The 23702-nt window shown below is 59.0% G+C and carries 19 protein-coding genes; 8 read left to right on the forward strand and 11 right to left on the reverse strand.

Features of this window, described 5'->3' with window-relative positions; all coding sequences use genetic code 11:
* Nucleotides 1–262: 262 nt before the first annotated feature.
* Nucleotides 263–1189, reverse strand: a complete 927-nt coding sequence (gene hemQ / locus CA85_RS08995) for a hydrogen peroxide-dependent heme synthase (protein WP_146391024.1) — start codon at nt 1187–1189, stop codon at nt 263–265.
* A gap of 519 nt (nt 1190–1708) precedes the next feature.
* On the opposite strand from hemQ, the gene CA85_RS09000 reads away from it, so the two are divergent.
* From CA85_RS09000 to CA85_RS09010, 3 genes are all read left to right on the forward strand, one after another.
* Nucleotides 1709–3496: a SulP family inorganic anion transporter gene (locus CA85_RS09000; protein WP_146391025.1), complete on the forward strand. Its 1788-nt coding sequence runs from the start codon at nt 1709–1711 to the stop codon at nt 3494–3496.
* Nucleotides 3497–3576: 80 nt separating this feature from the next.
* Nucleotides 3577–4455, forward strand: coding sequence for a DMT family transporter (locus CA85_RS09005; RefSeq protein ID WP_246112629.1), 879 nt, complete (start codon nt 3577–3579; stop codon nt 4453–4455).
* Between the two features lie 452 nt (nt 4456–4907).
* Nucleotides 4908–5510, forward strand: a complete 603-nt coding sequence (locus tag CA85_RS09010) for a lipopolysaccharide kinase InaA family protein (protein WP_186774830.1) — start codon at nt 4908–4910, stop codon at nt 5508–5510.
* 223 nt (nt 5511–5733) lie between these two features.
* Here CA85_RS09010 and CA85_RS09015 read toward each other — a convergent pair whose 3' ends face one another.
* From CA85_RS09015 to CA85_RS09025, 3 genes are all read right to left on the reverse strand, one after another.
* Nucleotides 5734–7272, reverse strand: a complete 1539-nt coding sequence (locus CA85_RS09015; protein ID WP_246112630.1) for a trypsin-like peptidase domain-containing protein — start codon at nt 7270–7272, stop codon at nt 5734–5736.
* A gap of 553 nt (nt 7273–7825) precedes the next feature.
* A complete protein-coding gene (locus tag CA85_RS09020; protein WP_146391028.1) occupies nt 7826–8578 on the reverse strand; it encodes a tributyrin esterase in 753 nt (250 codons plus the stop codon).
* Nucleotides 8575–9441: a purine-nucleoside phosphorylase gene (locus CA85_RS09025; RefSeq protein WP_146391029.1), complete on the reverse strand. Its 867-nt coding sequence runs from the start codon at nt 9439–9441 to the stop codon at nt 8575–8577. The genes CA85_RS09020 and CA85_RS09025 overlap by 4 nt, the downstream gene beginning before the upstream one ends.
* A gap of 253 nt (nt 9442–9694) precedes the next feature.
* Here CA85_RS09025 and CA85_RS09030 point away from each other — a divergent pair, with 253 nt between their 5' ends.
* Both CA85_RS09030 and fusA read left to right on the forward strand, forming a co-directional pair.
* Nucleotides 9695–9904 carry a hypothetical protein gene (locus tag CA85_RS09030; protein ID WP_146391030.1) on the forward strand — a complete coding sequence of 70 codons (210 nt, stop codon included), beginning with the start codon at nt 9695–9697 and terminating at the stop codon, nt 9902–9904.
* 67 nt (nt 9905–9971) lie between these two features.
* Nucleotides 9972–12059, forward strand: a complete 2088-nt coding sequence (gene fusA / locus CA85_RS09035; RefSeq protein WP_146391031.1) for an elongation factor G — start codon at nt 9972–9974, stop codon at nt 12057–12059.
* 306 nt (nt 12060–12365) lie between these two features.
* Here fusA and CA85_RS09040 read toward each other — a convergent pair whose 3' ends face one another.
* Nucleotides 12366–12812 (reverse strand): hypothetical protein, encoded by a 447-nt coding sequence (locus CA85_RS09040; RefSeq protein WP_222435422.1) that lies wholly within the window; start codon nt 12810–12812, stop codon nt 12366–12368.
* Nucleotides 12813–12874: 62 nt separating this feature from the next.
* A complete protein-coding gene (locus CA85_RS09045; RefSeq protein ID WP_246112631.1) occupies nt 12875–14386 on the reverse strand; it encodes an ammonium transporter in 1512 nt (503 codons plus the stop codon).
* Between the two features lie 162 nt (nt 14387–14548).
* Here CA85_RS09045 and CA85_RS09050 point away from each other — a divergent pair, with 162 nt between their 5' ends.
* On the forward strand, nt 14549–15808 hold the full coding sequence (locus tag CA85_RS09050) for a PDZ domain-containing protein (protein ID WP_246112632.1): 1260 nt from the start codon (nt 14549–14551) through the stop codon (nt 15806–15808).
* Nucleotides 15805–16995 (forward strand): A/G-specific adenine glycosylase, encoded by a 1191-nt coding sequence (gene mutY / locus CA85_RS09055; RefSeq protein WP_246112633.1) that lies wholly within the window; start codon nt 15805–15807, stop codon nt 16993–16995. The genes CA85_RS09050 and mutY overlap by 4 nt, the downstream gene beginning before the upstream one ends.
* Before the next feature lie 128 nt (nt 16996–17123).
* On the opposite strand, the gene CA85_RS09060 is transcribed toward mutY, so the two are convergent.
* The 5 genes from CA85_RS09060 to ppnP form a co-directional block, all read right to left on the reverse strand.
* On the reverse strand, nt 17124–18938 hold the full coding sequence (locus CA85_RS09060; protein ID WP_146391033.1) for a rhamnogalacturonan lyase: 1815 nt from the start codon (nt 18936–18938) through the stop codon (nt 17124–17126).
* Nucleotides 18939–19042: 104 nt separating this feature from the next.
* Entirely contained in the window at nt 19043–19417 is a 375-nt protein-coding gene (locus CA85_RS09065; protein ID WP_146391034.1) for a DUF488 domain-containing protein, read from the reverse strand.
* A 99-nt stretch (nt 19418–19516) separates the two neighbouring features.
* Nucleotides 19517–20596: an NADH:flavin oxidoreductase/NADH oxidase gene (locus tag CA85_RS09070; protein WP_146391035.1), complete on the reverse strand. Its 1080-nt coding sequence runs from the start codon at nt 20594–20596 to the stop codon at nt 19517–19519.
* A gap of 70 nt (nt 20597–20666) precedes the next feature.
* Nucleotides 20667–22151: a protoporphyrinogen oxidase gene (hemG, locus tag CA85_RS09075; protein ID WP_146391036.1), complete on the reverse strand. Its 1485-nt coding sequence runs from the start codon at nt 22149–22151 to the stop codon at nt 20667–20669.
* A gap of 43 nt (nt 22152–22194) precedes the next feature.
* Entirely contained in the window at nt 22195–22473 is a 279-nt protein-coding gene (gene ppnP, locus CA85_RS09080) for a pyrimidine/purine nucleoside phosphorylase (protein WP_146391037.1), read from the reverse strand.
* A gap of 227 nt (nt 22474–22700) precedes the next feature.
* Here ppnP and CA85_RS09085 point away from each other — a divergent pair, with 227 nt between their 5' ends.
* Entirely contained in the window at nt 22701–23333 is a 633-nt protein-coding gene (locus CA85_RS09085) for a hypothetical protein (RefSeq protein ID WP_146391038.1), read from the forward strand.
* The last annotated feature ends 369 nt before the right edge of the window (nt 23334–23702 follow it).

Below are 23702 nucleotides of genomic sequence, written 5' to 3' on the forward strand. Positions count from 1 at the left end.
GAAGCTGGTGCATTTTCCTCGCTGACGCATCGGGTTACCAACCTCGTCGTGCCCCAAACGGAGCCAAAGTAAGCGGTAGTTCGGCTAACGCCCACCGGCGCACCGGGTAACACGCAATGGTTTCCCGCAGCTGCTTATCGGGCTTGATCGGTTGCTAGGCAGGTCGATCATCGGCGAGACCTTGCCCTTTCCAGGTACAAGGATTGTAGGGGAAGCGCCGCGAAACAGAACCGCGAAAAGCAGGCAAGCCGTTCAAGGCAGCTCAGCCGGTCATTCGGCAGTGGTCGAGGATTTCTCGGCCGTCGGCTCGATAACCGACATAGAAGGGCCCGAATTCGCCATACTTGGCACTGGCTTCGTCAAACCGCATCTTGTACACGATCTCTTTCAGGTATTCAGGATTGCGTCCCCAAAGCGTGACCATCCATTCCCAATCGTCCAGACCCACGCCGACTGAGATCAATTGGCTGACTTTACCAGCGAAAGCCATCCCGCTCTGAGCATGTTCGGCCATCATTTGGTTGCGCAAGCTGAACGGTTCCGTGAACCAGTTCGCTCCGGGCACCCGGCTCTTGTTCATCGGATAGAAGCACGCCGCAGGCCAGTCGGGAATGTCGGGCTGAAGGCGATTGCGATTCATCATCGGTAGGCGACGCTCGTAGGCGCTGACCTTGGCAGCGAGTTCAGGAGAATCGGGGGCGTCGCCCTGGCGAATGAGCCGCTCTCGGTAGGATTCGACCGAAGGTACATATTCGCTGACCTCGCTGACGGAGGTGAACGACCACGCCGGTTCGATCCAACGGCCGATCCCTGGGGCGAGTAGAGCCTGATGGATGGCGTTGACTTTTCCGGGGTGGGGGTCCATCACGATCACGCCGAAGTCGGCCTCATGGCCGCTCGTCCAGTACGAGGCGAGTCGTTCGGGCATGAGCTCATCGCTCGGTGCGAGGGCTGCGCAGAATTGCTGGCACACCTCGGCTGACAGCGGTGCATCGAGTTGATCTCGGCGGAAGCGATAGAAGAAGTGTCCCACGTGCCACCCCTGCTCTGGAATCACCGATGGCTCAGGCAGCGATGCCTGCGGTCGGACGCCCGGGGGTGGGCCGCCTGTGCTGGGGCTGCCTGTGCTGGGGCCGTGGGAAGAGGCGGGGCGTCCCGAGGGAGCTGAGGGCGTGGGGCGATCGGTCATCGTGCTGGCTCCGCAGGTAGCGTTTGAGGGCGGGGTGAAGTCGGTATGAGGGGTAGTTTTTCGGTGTCGTTCAATGAGCCGCTAGCTCCACATCCTTCGCCAAGACGCGAAGCGTTTTCAGAACCGGGGCAGATGCCCACCGGTTCGTCTGAGCGAACCATTGCTCGAACCTACTTCCACTGGGTTGTTTGTACCCTCTCAGACGCTGCAGCGCAAGCCGTCCGAGTCGCCCGGGGGCCTCTTGGCCACGTCGTGGGAACTTGGCGAAGTCGCGGAAATTCTCGGAAAAACATCCGAGCGGCTCTGTTATCTGGCACACAGCCCCTCTGTTGCCCGGGCGGTGCCCTCAGGCACGCTGGTGCGTGATAGCGGTGGAGCTTGTCACGCTAGGATGGTCTCATTCAGACGCCGCTGATTTTTGACCCATGTTTTGAAGCCCCCGCGACGTTGACCGATCGTCAAGGGCGGCTAATATCCGCCTCGAGACTCACTCTTTTCATGATTTCACGCTGAATCCTTATGCTGAATTTTTTCCGCCATCAATCCAACTCTTTTAAGAACGACATCCTTTCCGGTCTGACGGTTGCTTTGGCTCTCGTCCCTGAAGCGATCGCATTTGCGTTTGTGGCAGGAGTGTCTCCTCTGATTGGTCTCTATTCCGCATTTTTCCTTGGCCTGATCACCGCAGTGGTGGGAGGGCGGCCAGGCATGATCTCCGGTGCCACGGGCGCGATGGCTGTTGTTGTCGTAGCCCTGGTTCATGAGAACGGACTGCAGTACTTGTTCCCCGCTGTGATGCTGTGCGGTCTGCTACAGATCGCGGTTGGCGTGGGGAGACTTGGGAAGCTGATCCGGATGGTGCCGCACAGCGTGATGTTGGGTTTCGTCAATGGCCTCGCGATCGTGATCGGCATGGCGCAACTGGGGAGTTTCAAAACGCTTTCGCCCGGCGGCGACCTGGTTTACTTAAGCGGTTTCCCGCTGCTGATTATGTTGGCATTGGTGGGTCTGACGATGGCGATTATTTATCTGCTGCCCAAACTGACCACGGCTGTCCCGGCGTCTTTGGCAGCGATTTTGACGGTGACCTTCCTCGCCGTTGCCATCAACGGGTCAATGGCAACAGACGACGGGAAGAACGTGCTGGCGACGGTGGGCGACATGCTCAAGACCAACACGCAAGCAGCCATCATCGAAGAAGCGCGTGAATCAACCGCCACCGCCACCGCCACTGCCGCAGTCGGCGATACGGCTTCCCGCGAGACCATGACGCTCGTGAGTGCCCAAGCAGCCGACATCGATGACGCCATGCGTGCTGGGGTGGATCGACTCACGCCGCCCGCAGAGGTTCTCCCCGAGGGCAAGCTCCCCGAAGTCGAATCGGGGATCAGTGGCGGATTGCCAGTGCCCTTCTTCATGGGTGAGAACGTCTTGGCGCCCCTGAATTTGGAAACCCTGAAAATCATTTTTCCCTACGCCATCATTCTCTGCGGCGTTGGTTTGATCGAATCCTTGATGACACTGACCCTGATCGACGAGATCACGGAAACCCGTGGTCAAGGCAACCGCGAGTGTATCGGGCAAGGGGTGGCCAATTTGGTTTGCGGATTCTTCGGAGGCATGGGCGGGTGTGCGATGATTGGTCAGTCTCTGATCAACGTCAATTCCGGAGGCCGGGGGCGGCTCTCGGGAATCACCGCAGCAGTTTGCTTGCTCGCCTTCGTTCTCTTCTTCGCACGTTGGATCGAGCAGATCCCCATGGCGGCGCTGGTCGGTGTGATGTTTATGGTCGTGATCGGTACGTTCGAATGGGCCTCACTAAAAATGTTCCGCCGGATGCCCCGGAGCGACATGTTTGTGATGGTGTTGGTCGCAGGCTATACCGTGTTCATGCACGATCTCGCCTCGGCAGTGATCATTGGAGTGATCGTGTCGGCCTTGGTCTTCGCATGGCAACACGCCACCCACATCGCTGCCGACGTGAAGCTCAATGAGTTCGGCAGTAAAATCTACCAACTTCATGGACCGCTCTTCTTCGCCTCGGTATCGTCTTTCAAAGACATGTTCAATGTGGCTGATGATCCCGAGGATATCGTCATCGATTTCTACTACACGCGGGTTTACGATCAGTCGGCAATCGAAGCCATCAACACCGTCACCGAGAAGTATTTGGCGGCTGGCAAGCGGGTGCACTTGACTCACTTGAGCAAAGAGTGCCGCGAACTGCTCGACAAGGCCGGTGACCTTGTCGAGGTCAATGTGAGTGAAGACCCGCACTACCACATTGCCACGGATCGGTTGGGGTGATGTTGGCCTGTCGAGCTGCTGCAGGATGGCCGGTCGGGGCCGGCTGACATCGAGTGGATGTAGCGGGTATGTTCCCTGGCATGACCCATCTTTTGCTACCGCTGCTCGCCAGCCTACTGTTTGTGGGTGGCATGATCTTTGCCAAGCGAGCGAGTCTGGCTGGGATCGGCCCGCTGACGTTTTTATTTGTGTCCAACCTCTGTGCGTGCGGGGCTTTCTCCTTCCTATGGATGCTCGGTGGTGAGCTGCCCAGCGCCGATATGTGGTGGCAGCCTGTCGTGATTGCTGGTCTCTACCTGATCGGACTGACGTTCACGTTTCTGGCGATCCAGATGGGCGACGTGTCGGTTGCCACACCCGTTTTCGGCATCAAGGTCATTTTGGTCGCCTTGCTACTGACCGCCGTGGAGGTCAACCCGCCCGGGGTTTCGATCTGGCTGGCAGCCTTGCTCGCGACGCTCGGTATCGCGTTGATCCAGTGGACTGGGGAGGGCGAACGCCATCACCTTGTGCTGACGATTGTCTTTGCGGTCTTGTCAGCGACATCCTTTGCGACTTTCGATATTTCGGTACAGCGTTGTGCGCCGGTGTGGGGCGCTGGTCGATTGTTGCCCGCGATCTATTGGACCGTTGGCGTGGCGTCGCTCGTGCTGGTGCCTTGGGTGCAGTGGTCGGATCTGAGACGCGTTGAGATTCAAAAGCTGGTCTTCCCGGGGGCGATGTTGGTGGCATTGCAAGCCGTTTGCATCGTTCTCGCTGTGGGGATGTTCGGCGACGCTGCTCGCGTCAACGTAGTCTATGCCCTGCGCGGTTTGTGGGGCGTGGGCCTGGCGTGGCTGGCGGCTCGAATCTGGGGCGGGAGGGAAGCGAACCTGAGCCGCTCAACCCTGTTAACACGATTCCTGGGGGCCGCCGTCCTCACCGCCGCCGTCGTGGTGGTGATCGTCGCGGGCGACTGAAGCCCGAACCGCATGTCGACAGTGGCAGCTCGCGAGAGCTGAGCAGCGTCAATCTGAGAGCGTAACCGTCGGCCCGATCTTTGCGAAAGTGATTTGTGAAGGATCCGTCTCTCAGTCGTGAGCGATGGAACGTGCCCATGTGAGTCGCAGCGGGCTCCACGCGTTGCTGGTGAACGCGAGTGCATGTATGCGGGAAATTTGTTCACTAAATTTCACGAATCCTTAGCTGCTTTTTCATAAGATTAAGAATTTGGATTGAGTTTTCCTCGGCAAAGGGGGCGTGTTGTACCGATTGGAGGGGTGTCGCGATGAGATGACTGTCGTTTTCCGAGATTTACAGGGATTCTATATCCATGCCAATTTTGCTTCCGCTACTCCACAGCCCAGTATCTGATGTTAGGGAACGACGGTTTCGATGGCGAACGCCGACCACGTTTGCAAACGATGGAAGTTTGCGGGATTCTCATTTCCAAAGCAACTTGCAAGCCAACGTCGAATCGGTCCTTGCTCAAGGCACCACCCTGCAACGCAGTGAGTGGCGCTGGATCAGCAAGGTTGAGACGGCCGACGGGCCGATGGTCGTTAAGATGTTCGTCGAGCGGTGTTGGCGTCACTCGATCAAACGCAAGTTTCTGTGTTCTCGGGCAACGATCTATACCAAACGTGCGCGGCAGTTGGCTGCCGCCGGTATTCCCACGCCTGTCCCTGTCGCGACCGTTGCTGAAAATTTTGCTGGGTTGATCGGCAACTCCTGCGTGGTGTATCGCTATGCCTCCGGGCAGACTCTGCGCATGTACCTGCAATCGATCGCTGATGATGAGAATGTACTTCCCGAGCAACGGTATCACAAAATGGCTGAGATTCGGGAGCAACTCGCATCTCTTGGAGAGAGGCTCGCTCGCATCGGACTCGCTCACACCGACGTCCACCAAGGAAACTTCCTAGTGGATCAGAATCAATCGATCAGTTTGCTCGATCTCGATTCGCTCCGTCCGACGCGAAAGCGTTACCGGTTGTTCCGATCCCGCCTGCAGTTTCAACAGTTGGTGCCCTGACGCGATTGGAAGGCGGCGTTCGCGGGCCGGGTAGTCAAGTTGCGAATCGCTGATTATTGCTATCTTCACCTTGTGATAGGGTGGAGCAGCAGATGTCTGGCGGGAGGTGTGTTTTGGCTTGGGGCTCACGACGGGCGGAGCCGTCGGTCGACTATGACTCCCGATGGGCGGAGCCGTCGGGTGACTATGGCTCACGACGGGCGGAGCCGTCGGTCGACTATGGCTAGCGGTGTGCGGCTTGGCGGATTTGCTGCACGAGGTGTGCGTCTGGCTCGTGGAGCGTCAGGACTTGTTCATGGCTGTTGCCGTTGCGGTCCCGGATGATCACGATCATTTCAGTGTCGGCAGTCGCGGCTGCCAAATCGCTGGTGCCCTGGGGCGCGGCCGCTGCTGAACCGGTCGCTTCGACGCCCGCGAACTGGTTCATGTTTGTTGGTAAGGAACCCGATGACGACGTAGCAGCAGCAGGGCTGAGGGGTTCCGTTTCGTTGCTTGCCAGTGATTCGGCTGGGGCGTCTTGGTAGAGTCTTTCGAGTTGCACGCGATCGAGCTGCCAGTGGATGGCTCCCGGGCCGGTGTAGATGCCGATATCGGATTTGTAGTCAGCCGCGTTGCAGACGCCGACCAGTCGCCCGCGTTCATCGAACAGTCCACCACCGCTGCGACCGTCGATTGGTGCGCCGGAGATTTCAAGGTTGGAACCGCCAATGTTCTGGTTGTATTTGTTGACTCCCGTGATGCGAGTATCGCGTCGGGAAGGGGGATCCCCGCGGTCGCAACCGAAACTGAATGCGGGTTGGCCGACCTTCAGGACATCGCTCGCCTGAACGACTTCCACGGGTTGGACCGGCATGTCCGGACGGATCGCTACCAGACCGATATCACGGTCGCCAGCATCGTAGTCGATCAACTGCCCGATCACCGTTCGCGGCTGTCCGGCGACGAACAGGTCGACCTCGATCTTTCCTTTGCCATCGCCATCTCGAAACAGGTGACCGCAGGTGAGCACGAGCGCTTCTTCTCCGTGAACATCGATGATTGTACCGGTGCCAGCCCCGTAGCCGCGACCATCATGGACTCGCAACCGAACCGTGGCTGCTTGGGCCCGTTCGACCGCATTGGCCAAAGTGGCGTTGGGCATGGCTTCGGATCGAACACTCGCTGTGCGTGCAGGGGGGGCTGCATCGGTCGACGGCAGTGACGCCAAGGATTGCCACTGATCGCCGCTGGCAGCGTTGCTGCTGCCGGGCTGACTCGAGGGGCCGAGCTCGCTTCGGATCGACCGGTCCGATGATTGTGCCAGGGACCGCGAGGGCGAGGTCATCGGAGCCAACCGCGTTTGCGGGTCCTGGATCGTTGGCGTGGGGCCAGCCAATTCGCTGCGGGTGGGAACGAGTTCACCGCCGGGGTTCTGTTTCAGGGCAGTGTAGAGTTGAGCGGCGGTTTGTGCACCGACCAGTCGAGTGACTTCACGTCCATCCTGGACGACGACGTAAGTCGGCGTGCTGCGGATTTGATACCGCTGAACGAGCTGAGGCTCTGCTTGGACGTCGACCTGACGGACGGGGACGCCGCGGGCGATGAGCTCGGACACGATCGGCTGCATGGCCCGGCAGGGTGGGCAGTTGCTGGAACTGAATTCGAGCAGGATGGAATCCGCAGCAACCGGTCCAGCAAAGCTGCAGATCGTGAGCAGAAAAACGCACACACCCGCGATGCAGCGTGTTGGCAATAGGCGTTGAATCAATGAGCGAATCAGCACAGTTCGTCCCTCCTTGGACGCTGAGAAAAGGCGTGTCGCCGGCAGGCGAGATTCCGTGGTGGAAGCGCGAGTGTGATCCTTCACATTCGAGCAACCGGGCCTCCGCCGTGGCGAGTCGGGATCGTCGGCAATGCGTCGGGTCGATCACAACCCCAAAGAAAGCAAGGGATCGTAAACTTGAGACATTTTTGTGTTTCACGCCAAAAAAGCACAAAAAACCGGTTCACCCGACGGAAGCGTGCGCAGAGCACAGCGGAAGGTTTTTTGAGGCATGGCTCTCGTATCCAATGATCGTTCAAAAATGCGTCCCTGACGAACAAACGCTCGCCAGGGACCGACAACACCATTGGCGTACCGCTTTTGCAGGGAAACGCTGTCAACCGAGATATCCCTTGCCAAGCCAGCACCTCTGCAGAGCTCGGCTCCGTTTCTCCCGGCAGTGCCAGTCTAACATTGATAATCACATCCCACAAATAAATCCTTCGATACGGGAGCCATGCCTTGAAAACCTCGGACGCACGCTCCCGTCGGATGAGCCGAAAAACCTGGGGGCTCAGCGCCAGTTCGGGCGAACCTCGCCCGCGCCAGCCTCTTCGGCCTTCCAGCGAGCCTCGGGGATGATCCGGCGAAATTCACTGGGCTTGCCCCGGATCGAGGCGCTCATCAAGAGCAGCCCCAACCGCACCTCTTCGCGTTTGCGAATGGGGACGTCGATCACGCCGGGGGCGAGCGATGCGGCCTGTCCACGCAGAAACACGGTGACATTATTGAGCCCATCGCCCAGGTTCACGCCCGCATCACCGCCGACGACGATCGTGCCCGCCAATGCCCCGGCACCGGTATCATCGCCCACATCACCGCGCACGAAGATACTGCCGCCCCGCATCGCCGCGCCGACCCTGGCCCCAGCCGAACCGTAGACCGCCAGCGTCCCACCGATCATGGCAGCACCGAATCCGCACCCCGCGTTGCCCGTGATTCGCACCACTCCTCGACGCATCCCCTCGCAGGCTCCATCGCCCACATCACCATCGATCTGGGCATCCATGCCGGCAAAGCCAGCGAAGGCAAAGTCACCGAGGTTGCCAACCCCATGCACGCGGACCCAATTGGCCCAACGCATGCACGCCGCGTTTTGGCCGTCCAGTCCAGTCAAGCGGACCAAGGGAAAGAGTTCCTCTTCGGCCGAGGAGTCCGATTTCGCTGTGGGAGGATCCACGTTGATCGCCGAGATCGCCTGCCGCATCTCGATCGGGGACATCTTGCTGAAATCAAATGTGTAATCCGGTTTTTCGTCTACGTTCATGCCAATCCTTTCCTGGGGTGATGTGTGTCGGCACTGTGCGATTGGCGAGTGTCTTGGCGATTGGCTTGTTGGGGGGGCAGTGACTCAGCGATCGCAGCGACGATTTCTTGGAGTCGTGTCCCGGCGTCGGAGGAAACCGTCAGCACGTCATCGTGGCTGGCGGCAATCGGAGCATCGGGGACGGCCATGTTGGTGACGACAGCAATCGCGATTGTCCGCAATCCCATGCGACTGGACAACACGACTTCCGGAACGGTGCTCATGCCGACCAGGTCGGCGCCCCAATTTCTCATCATCCGGCACTCCGCGCGAGTTTCGTAGTTGGGACCGCTGACGGCGAGATACGTGCCACGGTGCACGCGAGCGGTATCCGTCCGGCCGATCCGCTCTGCAATATCTGCAAAAGTCGCGTCGCAGGTCCAGCGACCGCAACGCAGGCCCGAGTCGTCTCCGGGTGTCAACGCGGCGATTCCCATCTGTCCGTGGATGAGATGGATGTGGTCGTCGACAATCACCAGATCACCGGTCTGGTAACGTGGGTTCAGCCCACCGGCGGCGCAGCTCAGAATTACTGCGTCCGGGGCCAGGCCAGCCATCAGGGCCATTCCTCGACCAAGTGTTGCGGCGTCGTGTCCTTCGTAGGCATGCAGCCGGCCCGCCATCGCGACAATGCGTGCGCCAGCGAAACGGCCCAGCAGAAATTCGCCTCGATGTCCCGAGGCGGTGGCTGCAGGCAGACCAGGAACTTCGTCAAAGGGGATCGCTGTCGCCGCTTCGATCGAGTCCGCCAGGCCGCCCAGGCCACTACCCAAGACGACCGCCATCAGCGGTGCATCGGAGCTGGCAAACCAATCCGGCGCCATTCTTTGAACTGGGTTGATAAACTCACCTCGGGTCAGGGGGGCAGTATGCGGACAAGAAACGGACTGCTGACTAAAATTTTTCGGCAACTTTCGCGCGGCGAATCTTTTGCGTGCTGGGGGGACGGGGGATACCACGCAAAAGTTCGCCAAGGGCCCCGATTCAGTCTTGCGGGTGCGTCTGTGTCGTAGAATCTACCGCAGTCGCCTCGTTGCCGGCACCGCCGTGGTTGCGAACCGAACGAAACCAACCCTGATGAAGACATTCCTAGCGGATAAGAATCAACCGGTGGCCCGCCAATTGCTGACAATCTGCAACCGATTTGTTGGTTTTGGGCTTTTCGATCCGCCCCACCTTTGCGATATTTCTGCTTCGCGCGCACCTAAAACGGTGAATCGAATTTTAACCTTCCACACCACGACGATCGAGGCGTTCAGCCTCGCAAGCCGCCGGTTTTTTTCTTGATGCAGCCGTTTGTTGCATCCCGGGGTTTCAGCGATCGAGTGTGTGCGTCAGCCTAGGTGAATGTAGCATGAAGTTGGAGAAAGTCAGAAATCTTGGTATCAGTGCCCACATCGATTCGGGCAAGACGACCCTGAGCGAACGGATCCTGTTCTACACCGGCCGGATTCACAAAATCGAAGACGTTCGCGGTGGCGGCGACGGCGCGACGATGGATCATATGGAACTGGAAAAAGAGCGTGGGATCACGATCACCAGTGCTGCCACGACGGTCCAGTACCAAGGCTTCCATATCAACCTGATCGACACGCCCGGTCACGTCGACTTTACCGTCGAAGTCGAGCGTAGCCTGCGCGTTCTCGACGGAGCCATTCTCGTGCTCTGCAGTGTCGGTGGCGTGCAAAGCCAATCGATCACCGTCGACCGGCAAATGAAACGCTACCAAATCCCCCGCTTGGCATTCATCAATAAGATGGACCGCACCGGTGCGAACCCGCGCCGCGTCGTTGAGCAGCTCCGTGAAAAACTCGGCGCCGATGCGTTCTTGGCTCAACTCCCCATCGGGGCGGAAGAAAACTTCCGCGGCGTTGTCGATTTGATCGAAATGAAAGCGTACACCTTCGATGGCGAGCAGGGCGAGAAAGTCATCACCTCGGACATCCCCGATGATCTGCAGGACGAAGCCGCCGACGCTCGCATCAACATGCTCGATTCGCTGTCGAACTACAGCGACGAAGTCATGGAGTTGCTGCTCAGCGAAGAAGAAGTCTCCAAAGACATGATCTACAAGACCATGCGGCAGGCTGTGCTCAACGGTGCCACCCCCGTGTACATGGGTAGTGCTTACAAGAACAAGGGTGTCCAACCCCTGCTCGACGCTATCACGCAGTACCTGCCCAGCCCACTGGATCGTGAGATTCACGGCCGCGATCCCGCTGATGAGGCCAAGCGGATTGAACTGCTTCCTGATCCAGAGAAACCCTTCGTGGGCATGGCGTTCAAGATTGTCGAAGATCCCTTCGGTCAGTTGACGTTCATGCGTGTCTATCAGGGCACGATCAAGAAGGGCGAAGCTTACACCAACCAACGGACCGGCAAGAAGGAACGCTTCAGCCGGATCGTGCGGATGCATAGTGAGAAACGCGAGGAAATCGATTCCGCCTCGGCCGGTGACATCGTCGCCGTCATGGGTATCGATTGTGCCTCGGGTGATACCTACTGCACCGAACGTGACTACTGCACGCTCGAGTCCATGTTCGTTCCCGAGCCCGTCATCAAGATCGCTGTCAATCCGCTCAACCGCGGCGATGGCGACAAGATGGGCAAAGCACTGCAGCGTTTCCGCAAGGAAGACCCTACCTTCAGCGTCTACACGGACGACGAAACCAACGAGATCCTGATCTCGGGCATGGGCGAGTTGCACCTGGATATCTACATCGAACGCATTCGCCGTGAATACGGCGTCGAAATCGAAGTGGGGGCACCGAAGGTGTCCTACCGCGAGAGCCCGACCAAGGCCGTCACTTTCGATTACAAGCACAAGAAGCAAACCGGTGGTTCGGGCCAGTTCGCTCATATCAAGGGTTCCTTGACCCCGATCGAGTCCGACAGCGAAGACAGCTTCGAGTTTGAAGAGAAAATTGTCGGTGGCCGGATTCCTAAGCAGTACATCCCTGCTGTGGAAAAAGGCTTCCGAGATAGCCTCGGCAAAGGTCCTGTGGCCGAGTTCCCCGTGGTGGGAACACGGATCGAGCTAACCGACGGTAGCTACCACGAAGTTGACTCGAGCGAAAAGGCGTTCTATACCGCCGCTCAAGGTTGCTTCCGGGAGTACTTTAAGCAAGCCGCTCCGAAACTGCTCGAGCCGATCATGAAGGTCGAAATCGAAGTCCCCGAGGACTTCCAAGGTACCGTCACCGGTGACGTTATTCGTCGACGAGGAATCATGATCAGCAACGACACCAACGAAGGCATGACGGTGATCATCGCTGAAGTCCCCTTGGCGGAAACCTTCGGTTACGCGACCGACCTTCGCAGCATGACGCAAGGTCAAGGGACGTTCACGATGGAACTCGCCAAGTACGCTCAAACACCGAGCAACATCCAAGAGGACATCATCGCCGAACGGAAGAAAGAAGAGCTCGCCGGAGCCCGTTAATCACGAGCTTCTAGCAAGCGAAACAGCGAAAGCCGGAAACGCAAGTTTCCGGCTTTTTTTGGGTTCATCCGACGGGATCTGCGACCCACTTCGGGTCGACGTTCCACGACCAACGAGACACCGTAGATGGCGCTGCGCTGTCCTACGGCTATTCTCTATCATCCCTGACGGGATGCTTCTGGGGATTCAACAGCTCGTTGCTTCGTCCAATACGACACCTATTACTCCGGCGTTCCTGACGCGTCTCGGCTCACTCAATCGACGGCCCGTGTGGCGGACACGACACCATGACGGCACGCTCTGCCGTCAGCGGCTGTGAGCGAGGTAGTACGCATGTCCTGTCTCGGTGTCGTAGGCCGCGTGCTCACCGCGATCATCTTCCGACCAGGAAAAGTAGATGTAGTTTCCCGGCGGGATCGGCTCAAACTGAATCTCGCCGGAAGGTCCCAGCACGGGCGCGACGATCTGATGGCCAGATCGCCCTGCGGGCACCATGCTCGAGTCGGACGCCCACTGCAAGAACGCAGCCTCGGAGGTCTGGAAGTCGTAGCAGCGAAGTGGCCACGCGTTTCCCAGGTAATACGTGATGTCGGTCGCGTCGGCGGGAAGGTCCATCGGAGCCTCAGCCGCCGTTTTTGCGGTACCTGACTGAGGCTTTCCGGCGATCACCAAGATTGCGATCAGTGCGAGCGGCCCAATCAAGAACAGCCAGAAGCAGCCAGACCGTTTGCCGCTGGGCACCGTACCGTTCACTCGGCCGTTCTGATCGCCCCCGGTTGTTGGCAAACCAGGGGGATCGAATGCCCGGGCGTCGCTCACGCGAACTGGTAGCCTTCCTCGCCATGGTCGGTGATGTCGAGGCCCCGTTGTTCGCTCTCTGCGGGTACTCGCAAACCGACAACGATGTCGATCCCCTTGAGCAAGATCAGGCTGCCGATGGCGGCAAAAATGAAAGTGATCACAACGGCCACGATCTGTCCGATCAAGAGGGCGGGATTGCCGCCCGATTCGATCAGTCCAATCGGTGTGCCGCCGCTGACGTCAACGGCCGCGCGAGAAGCGAAGACCCCGGTCAGCACGGCCCCGAGCGTGCCTCCGACACCGTGCACGCCAAAGGCATCGAGCGCGTCGTCATAACCGAACATGTGCTTGAGCCGTGAACACGAGTAGAAGCACGTCAAACCGGCTGCGGCGCCCATGATGAGAGCTGGCATCGCTAGCACGAATCCAGCGGCGGGAGTGATGCAGACCAAGCCTGCCACAGCACCGCTGCTGGCGCCGAGAACGGTGGGTTTTCCGAGTGAGATCCATTCGGCGACCGCCCAGGCAACCGCTCCTGCGGCAGCTGAAAAGTGAGTCACCATGAACGCGCTGCTGGACATCTCATCGGACAGCAGACCGCTGCCCGCATTGAAACCGAACCATCCCACCCACAACATCGCCGCCCCGAGAACCGTGTAGGTCAAATTGTGCGGCTGCAGCGGTTCGCTGGGGTATCCCATCCGGGGGCCGATCAGCAGTGCAGCGACGAGAGCCGAGATCCCACTGCTGATGTGAACGACCGTGCCGCCGGCGAAATCTAACGCACCACCGGCGATGCCGCCGGCGCCATAGGCCAGTGGCCCTTCGTCCCAGACCCAGTGACAGAGGGGGCAATAGATGAATGTGCCCCAGAGAATGGAGAAAATCACCATCGCACTGAATTTCATTCGCTCGGCAAAGGCGCCGCAGATCAGAGCAGGTGTGATGATGAAAAACATCCCTTGGAAAAGCATGTGAGTGATGCGGGGAATCGCACCTTCCATCGGTGTGAAGGCCGCTCCGGCTGCTTCGTCCCAACTCCGCTGGACCCCATTCATGAACAAATAGTCCGTATTGCCGATCCAGCCACCTGAGCCGCCGAAGGCGAGTGAGTATCCATAGAGTGCCCATAGTACGGTCATCATGCCCATCAGGAAGATGCACTGCATCATGACGCTGAGCACGTTTTTTCGCCTTACCAAACCACCATAAAACATCGCCAGGCCGGGGGCGGTCATGAACAAGACGAGAGCACAGGAGACCAGCATCCAGGCGTTGTGTCCCGCCAGAGCAGCAGCGTCAATCTCGCGTTTGAGGGTCTCCGGCGTTAGCTCGTCCTGGGCCACCGCGATGTCGGATCCCAGCCCAATGGTGGTCTCGGCCGTCTGATTGTCCGTTGAAGAAACTTCTGCTGAGCCCGAAGGTATGTCCTGTGCCGTAACCGATGTCATGGCGAGAAGGCTGGCTCCCGCGAGCAGCGCGATAATCATACCGAGCGAGAGGTTTTGGCGAAGGATCGAATTCATGGACCTAGCGACGCGTGAGAGGTGATGTTGGTCAGACCTGAGTATGCGTTAGAATAGTATGGCGGTGCCGTTGCTGATACCCGAGGAATCGATTAGCACGGCGCGAACGCACTCCCCTTCCTCCCGTGTCCGCCCGCCTGCCTCCACTCCAGCGAAAATCTTGTGATAGCCGTTCTTAACCCCTCGCCGCGAGTCATTTTTACCGTGGCGTGCTGGAGCATCTTGGGCCTGTGCAGCGGAAACGCATGGCTGGCGCCTGCCTGTGGCGAAGACGCTCCGGCCTCGTCTGCAGCGACCTCATCCGAGAGCGAATCGGATCCCGAGGGCGTGTCGGCCGCTCCCCCTGCCGCCGAAATCGCGAGATGGGTCGACGATCTCTCCAGCGATTCCTACCTGCGACGCAAACGAGCCACGACGCGGCTGACCAAAGTGGGCGAGCCCGCCGTGAAACAACTTGCTTCCGAACTGGATTCAGGGGATCTCGAGTCCACCGAGCGGGTACTCGGTATCCTCCAGGAGATTGCCGCGCGGGCACCGATCCTCGCGGCGACCCAATCACAACAGCAGGATGGAGCTCCCCCCTCGGCGGGTGGCGACGCCTGGGAGGAATTGCTGCAGATCTCCGACGATGGGGGGAGTCGCGGAACGCGCGCTAAAGTGGCCATCAACGAAGTCCGCGATGTTCGTCGCGCTCAGGCGGTCGAGTTACTCGGCGCCGAAGGAGTGTTCATTGGCATTGCCGACACAACCATCGGCTCGATCAGTCAACAGCGGCGAATCGTCGAAGTCGACGATGGGTTTCAAGGCGACCCGGCGGTATTGGGCCTGCTGCAGTGGGTCGACAATATCGACTACGTGCGTGTCAAAGGGACGTCGATCCAGAAGAACGTATTGTCGGGGGTCGTGCAGATGCCCGATCTCAGAACGCTCCTGTTGCTCGAGGGCGAGCTCGACGCTAGCGAACTCGCCCAGCTCGGCGACATCGCCGAACTTCGCCACCTCGAACTGCGCTACGTGCCGATGAATGGTGAGCTGATCGATCAGCTCGCGACCTTGCCGATCCGTGTTTCGCTCACTCTCAACGGTACCTCGGCTCCCGTCGAGCGCGTGACGGCGTTGCAGCAAGCGGTTCCAGGGCTTGAGATCGTATTCAAACAAGGTGGATTCCTCGGTGTTAAATGCGACAATAATCTAAGCGAATGTTTGATCCTGGAGGTCGTCCCGGGCCAAGCGGCGGAGAGAGCTGGCTTGATGCCCGGCGATGTCGTCGTTGAGATCGATGGCACGACGGTGAAGAAGTTCAAGGATCTACAAAAGGCCATCGACGCTCACCTGCCGGGCACGGAAATCAACATTCGTTACCAACGCCGTGGTGTCGCGCATGAGACCACTGCCGAGCTCGGGAAGCTCGACCTGTCGTGAGCCGAGCGGCTGGAGCGTCCGAGCAAGATCGAAGCCCGCCGCTGATAACGGATCTGATCCCAGATGCCCGCCGGCGGTCGCGGATGCGTGCGCGATTGGTTGACTGGTTCGCCTCCGCTGCCCGCGACCTGCCGTGGCGAGAACAGCCCACTCCCTATCGAGTGTGGGTTAGCGAAATCATGTGCCAGCAGACACAAATTGCCACGGTCCTGCCCTACTTTCAGCGTTTCATCGAAAAGTACCCCGACGCCACTGCTCTCGCTGAGGCCAATGAAAATGAGCTAATGCGGATGTGGGAAGGGCTCGGCTACTACCGCCGTGCCCGCAGCATGCAGGCGGCCGCCAAGCACATCGTTGCCGAGCATGGTGGAGAGTTCCCGCTGCAGTATGAGGACGCCCTGAGCCTGCCGGGAATTGGACGCTATACCGCTGGCGCGATCCTTTCGATCTCGTCGAATCAGCGGTTGCCGATCCTCGAGGGCAACACGCTACGCGTCTTCAGCCGACTGATCGGTTTGAAAGCTCCCGTCGATGAAAAACAGTCACAAGCTCTGCTGTGGTCGTTCGCAGAAAAACTCTTGCCGCGGAAAACGGCAGTCAGCGATCGCCAAACCGGACCGGCCGCCGTCAATCAGGCCGCCATGGAACTCGGCGCTCTCATCTGCACCCCGCGCGACCCCAAATGCTTGATCTGTCCGCTGGCGAAGTCTTGTGTGGCCTACGCTCGGGGATGGCAATCGGAGATCCCTGTTAAATCCGCCAAGATCATTTACGAGTCACGCACCGAGTACGCGGCTGTGATTCGCGATTCAGCAGGCCGCTGGTTGGTCCGTCAGATTCCCCCGGGAGCACGATTCGCGGGGATGTGGGATTTTCCCAAAGCCGGTCCTCCCGAAGCTCAGGACCTTACCGAGTTCACAGGATGGTTATCCGATCAAGTCGGTGGCAGTTTAAAAATCGGTCAACACTTGTTGAGCATGAAGCATGCGGTTACCAAGTACCGCATCACGCTTCAGGTTCATCAGGCGGTGCGCCACGGTCCCAAGCCGCCTGCGCCATGGTCATTCCACACTGCCGATGAACTGACGCATCTGCCGATGAGCACCACCGGCCGTCGCCTGCTCAACCGCCTGCGAAATCAAGGTACTGTACGTACTGGAAAAGGGGGCGTCGCACCGGAAGAATGAACACGCTGGCCAACATCGAGCGGGGAAATCGACTCACCCTCGCAGGCGTAGGGCTTCGCTCCAATAGGCTCTCAACTTTCCGCTGGAATTATGCTTGATTTGCCGGCAGACCGAAAACGCCCGGGCGATCACTTTTCGCCCAACGCGTCCGCCATGTCAAAACTCGGGTGCGGTGGCTTGTTGTAAACAACGTTCTGCCAGGTGATGCCGAGTCGGTACTGCGGATTCTGCATAAGTGTCGGTATGCGGTGGGAGGTTGGGATGTTGGTTGAGAAGAGTCGCAAGGCGCGGCCATTGGGACTCGGCAAGAGAACCTCTTCTCGCCAATCACCGAGGATGTCGCCCATCAAGCAAGGGTAGCGTCCGCCTCGGGCTGGAAACTCAGCGATCGTGAACTCCCGTTCCGCTTGCCAGTCCCAGCGACGGACGCGTGAGCCTTCGAGCAGTTCACGCAGTGGATCGCCGTCCCACCAGATCGCGAAACGCGACGCTCTCGGGGCGCGGCCGATCACTTCGCCGCGACAGGTTCTCAATCCGCCCGGGCCGCCCCAAGCTTCACTTCCTCGGTAACGTGGATCGATATCGGCAACCAGTCCCGAGCCGACGTCGATGGCGGGGCTGTGGCTCCATAAAATCTCCCCTGTCCGTGCGTCACGCATCGCCGCGCCGGGCGTCTGGAACCGAACCGTCGATTCTTCATTCTCTTGAACGGTAAATACTTCCAACCCAGGACGGTCGGGGATCCAATCGCCCACATGAGCCGCGTCCCCGTGCCGCAAACCGGTCGAATACAGACCCTGGCCATCATCGTCGATCACCATGGCTTGATAAACAATTTCATCGCATCCGTCATCGTCCACATCCGCCACCGACAGCGAATGGCCACCCATCCCGGAATACGGCGACGCGTCGGTATATGGTGGATAGCTGATCCCGGAATCGAATACCCAACGCTGTGTCAATTCTCCGTCTCGCCAATCCCACGCGGCTAGAACCGTGCGCCCGTACACACCGCGACACATCACGAGACTGGGCCGGACGCCATCCAGATAGGCGACACAAGCCAGAAACCGGTCGCAGCGGTTTCCGTAATCATCGTTCCCGCCATTGCCGCCGATGCCTCCCCAACCATCGATGGGATCACGAGTCGGAAAATAGTCTACTGTTTGCATCGCCTTGCCAGTCTGCCCGTCGAAGACGGTCAAGAATTCCGGACTTTGGAGGATCCGACCGTAGGAGCGCGACTGGGGATCGACCGTCCGCCAATCGGCATCTGCATCGCCGATGACCTTTCCGGTCCCATCGCGGGTTGCGTCGGCGGTATTGCACGCGACTTCGGCGCGACCGTCACCATCGAGGTCATAGACCATGAACTGGGTGTAGTGTTCGCCGTCTCGGATGTTGCGGCCGAGATCGATCCGCCACAAACGGGTTCCATCCAGTTCGTAGGCCTCCAGGATTGCTGGGTCGGTGATCCCCGAGTGTGAATTGTCGTGAGTCCGTCCCTGGCGATGGACAACGATCTCGTATTGACCATCGCCATCGAGGTCACCCACCGATGCGTCGCCCGGGCGGTAGCCCGCGAGCGGCTGCAGCGGAATCTCAAGAAAGCCGTCCTGCCACACCGCGGCCGCCTGCGATGACTCGCCCTCGACGCCCTCGACAACGGGGCGGACAAAGTAACGTGAGTCCGATAAAACCTCGTCCGGAGGGATCATCAGGCAGGTGGCCTCCGTGATCGGTACGTCGTTGATTCGCTCGGGCTCACCATCGCTCTGTCGGTAGACGTCAAATGCAATGTCTTCTGGGTCGTCAATTCGCAGTCGCCAACTGATCAAGACCCCACCCGTTTCGTCAGGAACCGCAACCACGCCTCGCGTGAGAACCTCAACTTGACGAGTGGTCGTCTGGGCGACCGCCGAGTCCGGCAGGGGTGGGGCCATTGCGAGCGATAAGAACGTCACTACCCCGATGAGGTTTAGTCTCGTGCGTGTTCCCATCATTGCTTTCATCCGTTGTGCCGGGTTTGGAACTGAATCAAATGGAGTCATGAATCCCATTTCGCATCATGGTTCTCGATCCACTCCTTCAGAGCTACCGCTTGATTGTGGTCCTCATCCTTGGCCCCGTAGAGCAGCAAAATTGTCCGCTTGCCTGCATCCTCGATCATTTGGGAAACATGGTCTTGAGCGTCTTTGAGTTCATCGAAATAACGCTGGCGAAATTCATCCCAGCGTTCGGGATCGTGATCGAACCACTTGCGCAGCTCTGTGCTCGGCGCGAGAACTTTTAACCACTCGTCCAGTTCAAGAGCCTCTTTACTGACGCCGCGAGGCCATATTCGATCCACTAACACTCGGTAGTGACCGTTGTCATGAGGGATAGTGTCATAGGCCCTCATCGGACGAATCTTCCGCGGCATCTTATTCCTCAATCAAATGAGTGAGCGTCGTCACGGCACCCGCGTCCGAGTGCTGTGGCGATCATATCAGACATGGGTATTCGTTCAGCCGATCGATCCTCAGACCGCCCGAGCATATTGGATGGGTAGGAGATCCTGGGCAACGTCCACTCCCAGTTCTTCAGCGGCGTGGTAGGGCCAGTAGGGGTCGCGCAACATCTCACGTGCCAAGGTTACCACGTCCAATTGCTCGCGTTGGATCGCGGCTTCGGCCTGTTCTGCTTGTGTGATCAACCAGCTCGCCGTTGTCGGGATATCGACCTCTCGGCGGATTCTTCCTGCGTACGGGATCATGAACCCAGGTTCGCTGGGGATGTTGGCAATATCAGGGGTGTTCATCCCGTGACTGACGTCAATCATATCCAGCCCAGCGGATTTCAAGCGGCCGATCAGGTCGATTGACTCCTCCAGCGTAACGCCTCCGTCCACCCAGTCCGTGACGGATAGGCGAACGGTGATGGGCAATCGCTCAGGCCACACCTCGCGAACCGCTGCAAAGGTTTCCATGAGGAAGCGAATGCGGTTGTCGAAGCTGCCACCATATTGATCGGTGCGTTGATTTGATAGCGGCGAATAGAATTCGTGTGCCAGATAGCCGTGAGCAAAGTGCACTTGCAGCCATTGAAAACCTGCTGCCAGAGAACGCTGGGCTGCCGCGACGAAGTCCGCCTTCACCCGCGCGATGTCGTCGAGTGTCATAGCGGCAGGAACCTTGTCCAGCTTGTCGCCGAAGCAAATCGCTGAAGGTGCGATGGTCTCCCAACCGCCCTCGCTTGCCCCGATGTGTGCACCACCTTCCCAAGATTTCTGCGCACTTGCTTTGCGGCCAGCATGTGCGATTTGGATCCCGGGCACTGCTCCTTGCTGTTTCATGAAATCTGCGATCCGCGCAAACGGCTCGACATGAGCGTCGGTGTAGATGCCGCTGTCGCCGGGGCTGATGCGACCATCTGGCGATACCGCGGTCGCTTCCATGATTACCAGTCCCGCACCGCCGACAGCGCGAGACCCCAAGTGAACCAAGTGCCAATCTGTGGGGAAACCGTCCTCCGATGAATACATGCACATCGGCGACACCGCGATTCGATTTCGCAGCGTCACGTCCTTGAGTGGATAATTGTCAAACATCGAGTGCGACATGGATGAATCCTGTGTGGTTGTCGAGAAGTAGAGAGGATCAGAGTGGACGAAGAAGCGACCGAGCACGTTCTTATTTAAGCGACTCGATGATCCGTCGCGCACGTGCTTGGGCTGCCGCGATCACTGGCGCGATTCCCACGCCTCCGTAGGCGTTAGTCGCTAGGTCCACGTTGGTGATTTGGCTGATGGCGGACTCAATCTCAGTAGCTTTTTTGAGATGCCCCACTTCGTATTGCGGCATCGCATGATTCCAACGGATGACTTTCACCAAGGCGGCAACCTCGTGCACGCCTCTCGATTGATCCAAGCCGATGATCTCGCCGAGTTCTTGGGCGACGATCTCGACGATCTCGTCGTCCTGTTTTTGCAGGATTTCCGGATGCAAAGCACCGCCGACGAAGGCCCGTACGATCACATGATCGCGAGGCGCTCGGCCACTGAATTTTTCACTGGCGAAACTGCCTGCCAGAATCTCTCGCTGTTCACTCGGCGGCACGACGAAGCCGAACGTCTGCGGCATTCTAGCGATGGCTTCGCGGGGCACCGCCAAGACGACGATGGCGGTCGATGCGTAGCGGATCGACCGGAGCTGTGTCGCCGCCGTATCCAACGCGTTGGACTGGAGTGGATCGGCTGTCGACGCCATCAGCGAGCTGAGCAGGTTGGCCGATACCGGTGCGGGCGACGCCAAAATGAGATGATCGAAAAGCTCGCCCGTCGGACCGACTTGAATTCCGTTGGCGGTGTTTTCTAGTGAGTCCACGGGACTGTTCAGGCGGATGTTTTCGTGCCCGAGGCGTGCTGCTAGTGCATGGGTTAGCTCGATCATGCCGCCGGGAAAAGCGCGGAATCGCTCGTATCGGGCCCCGCTGCTATTTCGCTCTGTCGCATCGTCGCCGGAGCGTTTGCGGCGCAGCGTTGCTCGAGCGAGTGAGCCGTCGCGCGTCTCCATGTCCCACAGCGGTTTCATTGTTGCCGCCATGCTCAGCCGATCCACGTCAGCGGTGTAGATACCCGCGACGAGCGGAGCGACGATATTGTCGAGGCATTCGCGGCCCAGTCGCCGGGCGACGAACGAACCGACGCTCTCATCTTCGAGCGATGGATCTCGCGGGGCCACAAATCGCTCGGCGAGCAGACGCAGTTTGCCACCGGGCGAGAGCAGCGGCGTGGTCAGCATCGACATCAACTTAGTCGCCCGCATCAACACAAACCCATCGGGGATAGGCACTAAGCGGCGCCCACAGGCGATCATCGCGCCACGGCCCTCGAGTTGAGGCCGAATGAGTTGGGCGGCTACATCGAGTCGTTGGCAGAGATCGATGGCCGCAGGGGGCTCCGTGGCGAACATGTCGGCGCCATGGTCGATGACAAATTCAGTGCCGCCGCGGCCGACCAGGTGCTCGCTCTGGATCACACCACCCGTTCTACCGGACGACTCGAACAAGGTGATTTCGAGCGGGACGCCCTCCGAATCGGCCAGCAATCGCAGATGCACGCCCGTTGCTAAGCCGGACAGGCCTCCGCCTACAATCGCAATACGCGTGGGAATCACACCAGATCCTTGGGCAGACGAGGCCGCAGACACGAACGTTGCTTTACCGATAGAAGCAGAGGTACGCCGTCGGCTCGCTCACACGCACCTGAAACTTCATGTCGGCAGCAATCTTGAATTCTTGGCCGCTGGTGAAGTCCTCGTAGTCATCCTTGCCTGGCAGCTTGGCCGACATCGTGCCCGAGACAACTTTCATCAGCTCATGTTCGCTCGTGGCAAACTCATACTCGCCGGCCGACATCACACCGGAGGTGACGCGTCCTTCGCTGTTCTCAAAGCCGATTGACTTGACTTTTCCGTCGAAATATTCGTTGACGTTCATGCTGATTTTCCTAACAGAGTTCGATTAACGGGAACCATGAAACAACGTAACAGGCGACAGGTCAATCCGCGAGCACCAGCCACTCCCTCGGAGGGGGGCGTCGAAGGGATCGGCCGATTCGATCTTGACCGCGACGCCAACCATGCCGTAAACGACTGGTGAGATCGATGGGATCGATCGCAAAATTCCCCCGACCCACCACTGGATTCTCGACGGTAGCCAATCAAATGAAGCGTCAATTCTTCCATTGCGGATGTTTGTTCGTGATCGCCATTGCCGCTGGGCAAGCAGGTTGCAGCAAACAGGAAACCGCCAGCACGCCAGCTCCGACTGCAACCGTCGCGGTCGAACAGTCCCCCGAGCAGGCATCCGAGGCCGAAGCCGTGGTGAGCCATTTTCTCGACCGAATCCGCCGCGGCGGTGAAAATCACAATGCCATGTCTCTGCTAACCGACCGGGCTCAGTCGGAACTTCAGCGAATCGGCCAGGTTGTCCAACCGATCGGATCTCCCGATGCTCAGTTTGAGGTCACGCGGAGCACACCGATGCCGATCGACACGAATGACGCGGGAGAACCTGTCACCGGTCGATTGGTACACTGTATCTGGACCGAACCGGCAGCGGCTGAGGAGACAGACGAAACCGCCAGCGGACCGCAGACCTACCAGGTCGTGTGGTCGGTAATGAAGCAATCTGATGGTTGGAAAATCTCCGGGCTCGTACTGGAAATGAGCCCTGAAGAACCACCGATGGTCCTCGATTTCGAGAATGGTGAGCAAATGGCGAAAATTCTGGGCGGGGAACCTGCCGAGCAGACTGCCGCCACGCCCGAAGAAGAGACCCCAGCTCCGGTTCGCTAAGTAGCGCCGGAGCAGATAGGTGCTGAGATCTTCATCCTTCTCTCTGGCAGCATCGGCCTCGGACCTAGACGATCTATTGTGCTAGACAACCTGCGGGGCCTTTCTCCCCAGAAAAAAATGCTTCACAGCGTTGCCCGTTGAGGCGCGGGTGTCTGGAAATCGGTGTCTGGAAATCGGTGTCTGGAAATCGGTGTCTGGGGATGGCGTTTCGGTTGCCTGCAGCTATTCTTTGCTGATCCCCGTCGGGATCCTCGCAGTGGTTCTCCTACCGCGTAGCGGTTTCAGAGAATAGCCCGTGGATTGAGTGGGCCGCGTACCACTGGGAACGTTTTCCTGAAGCGATTGAGACACACTGGATTTTTGCGGGCG

The organism is Allorhodopirellula solitaria (genome assembly GCF_007859855.1).
Classification (GTDB): Bacteria; Planctomycetota; Planctomycetia; order Pirellulales; family Pirellulaceae; genus Rhodopirellula; species Rhodopirellula solitaria.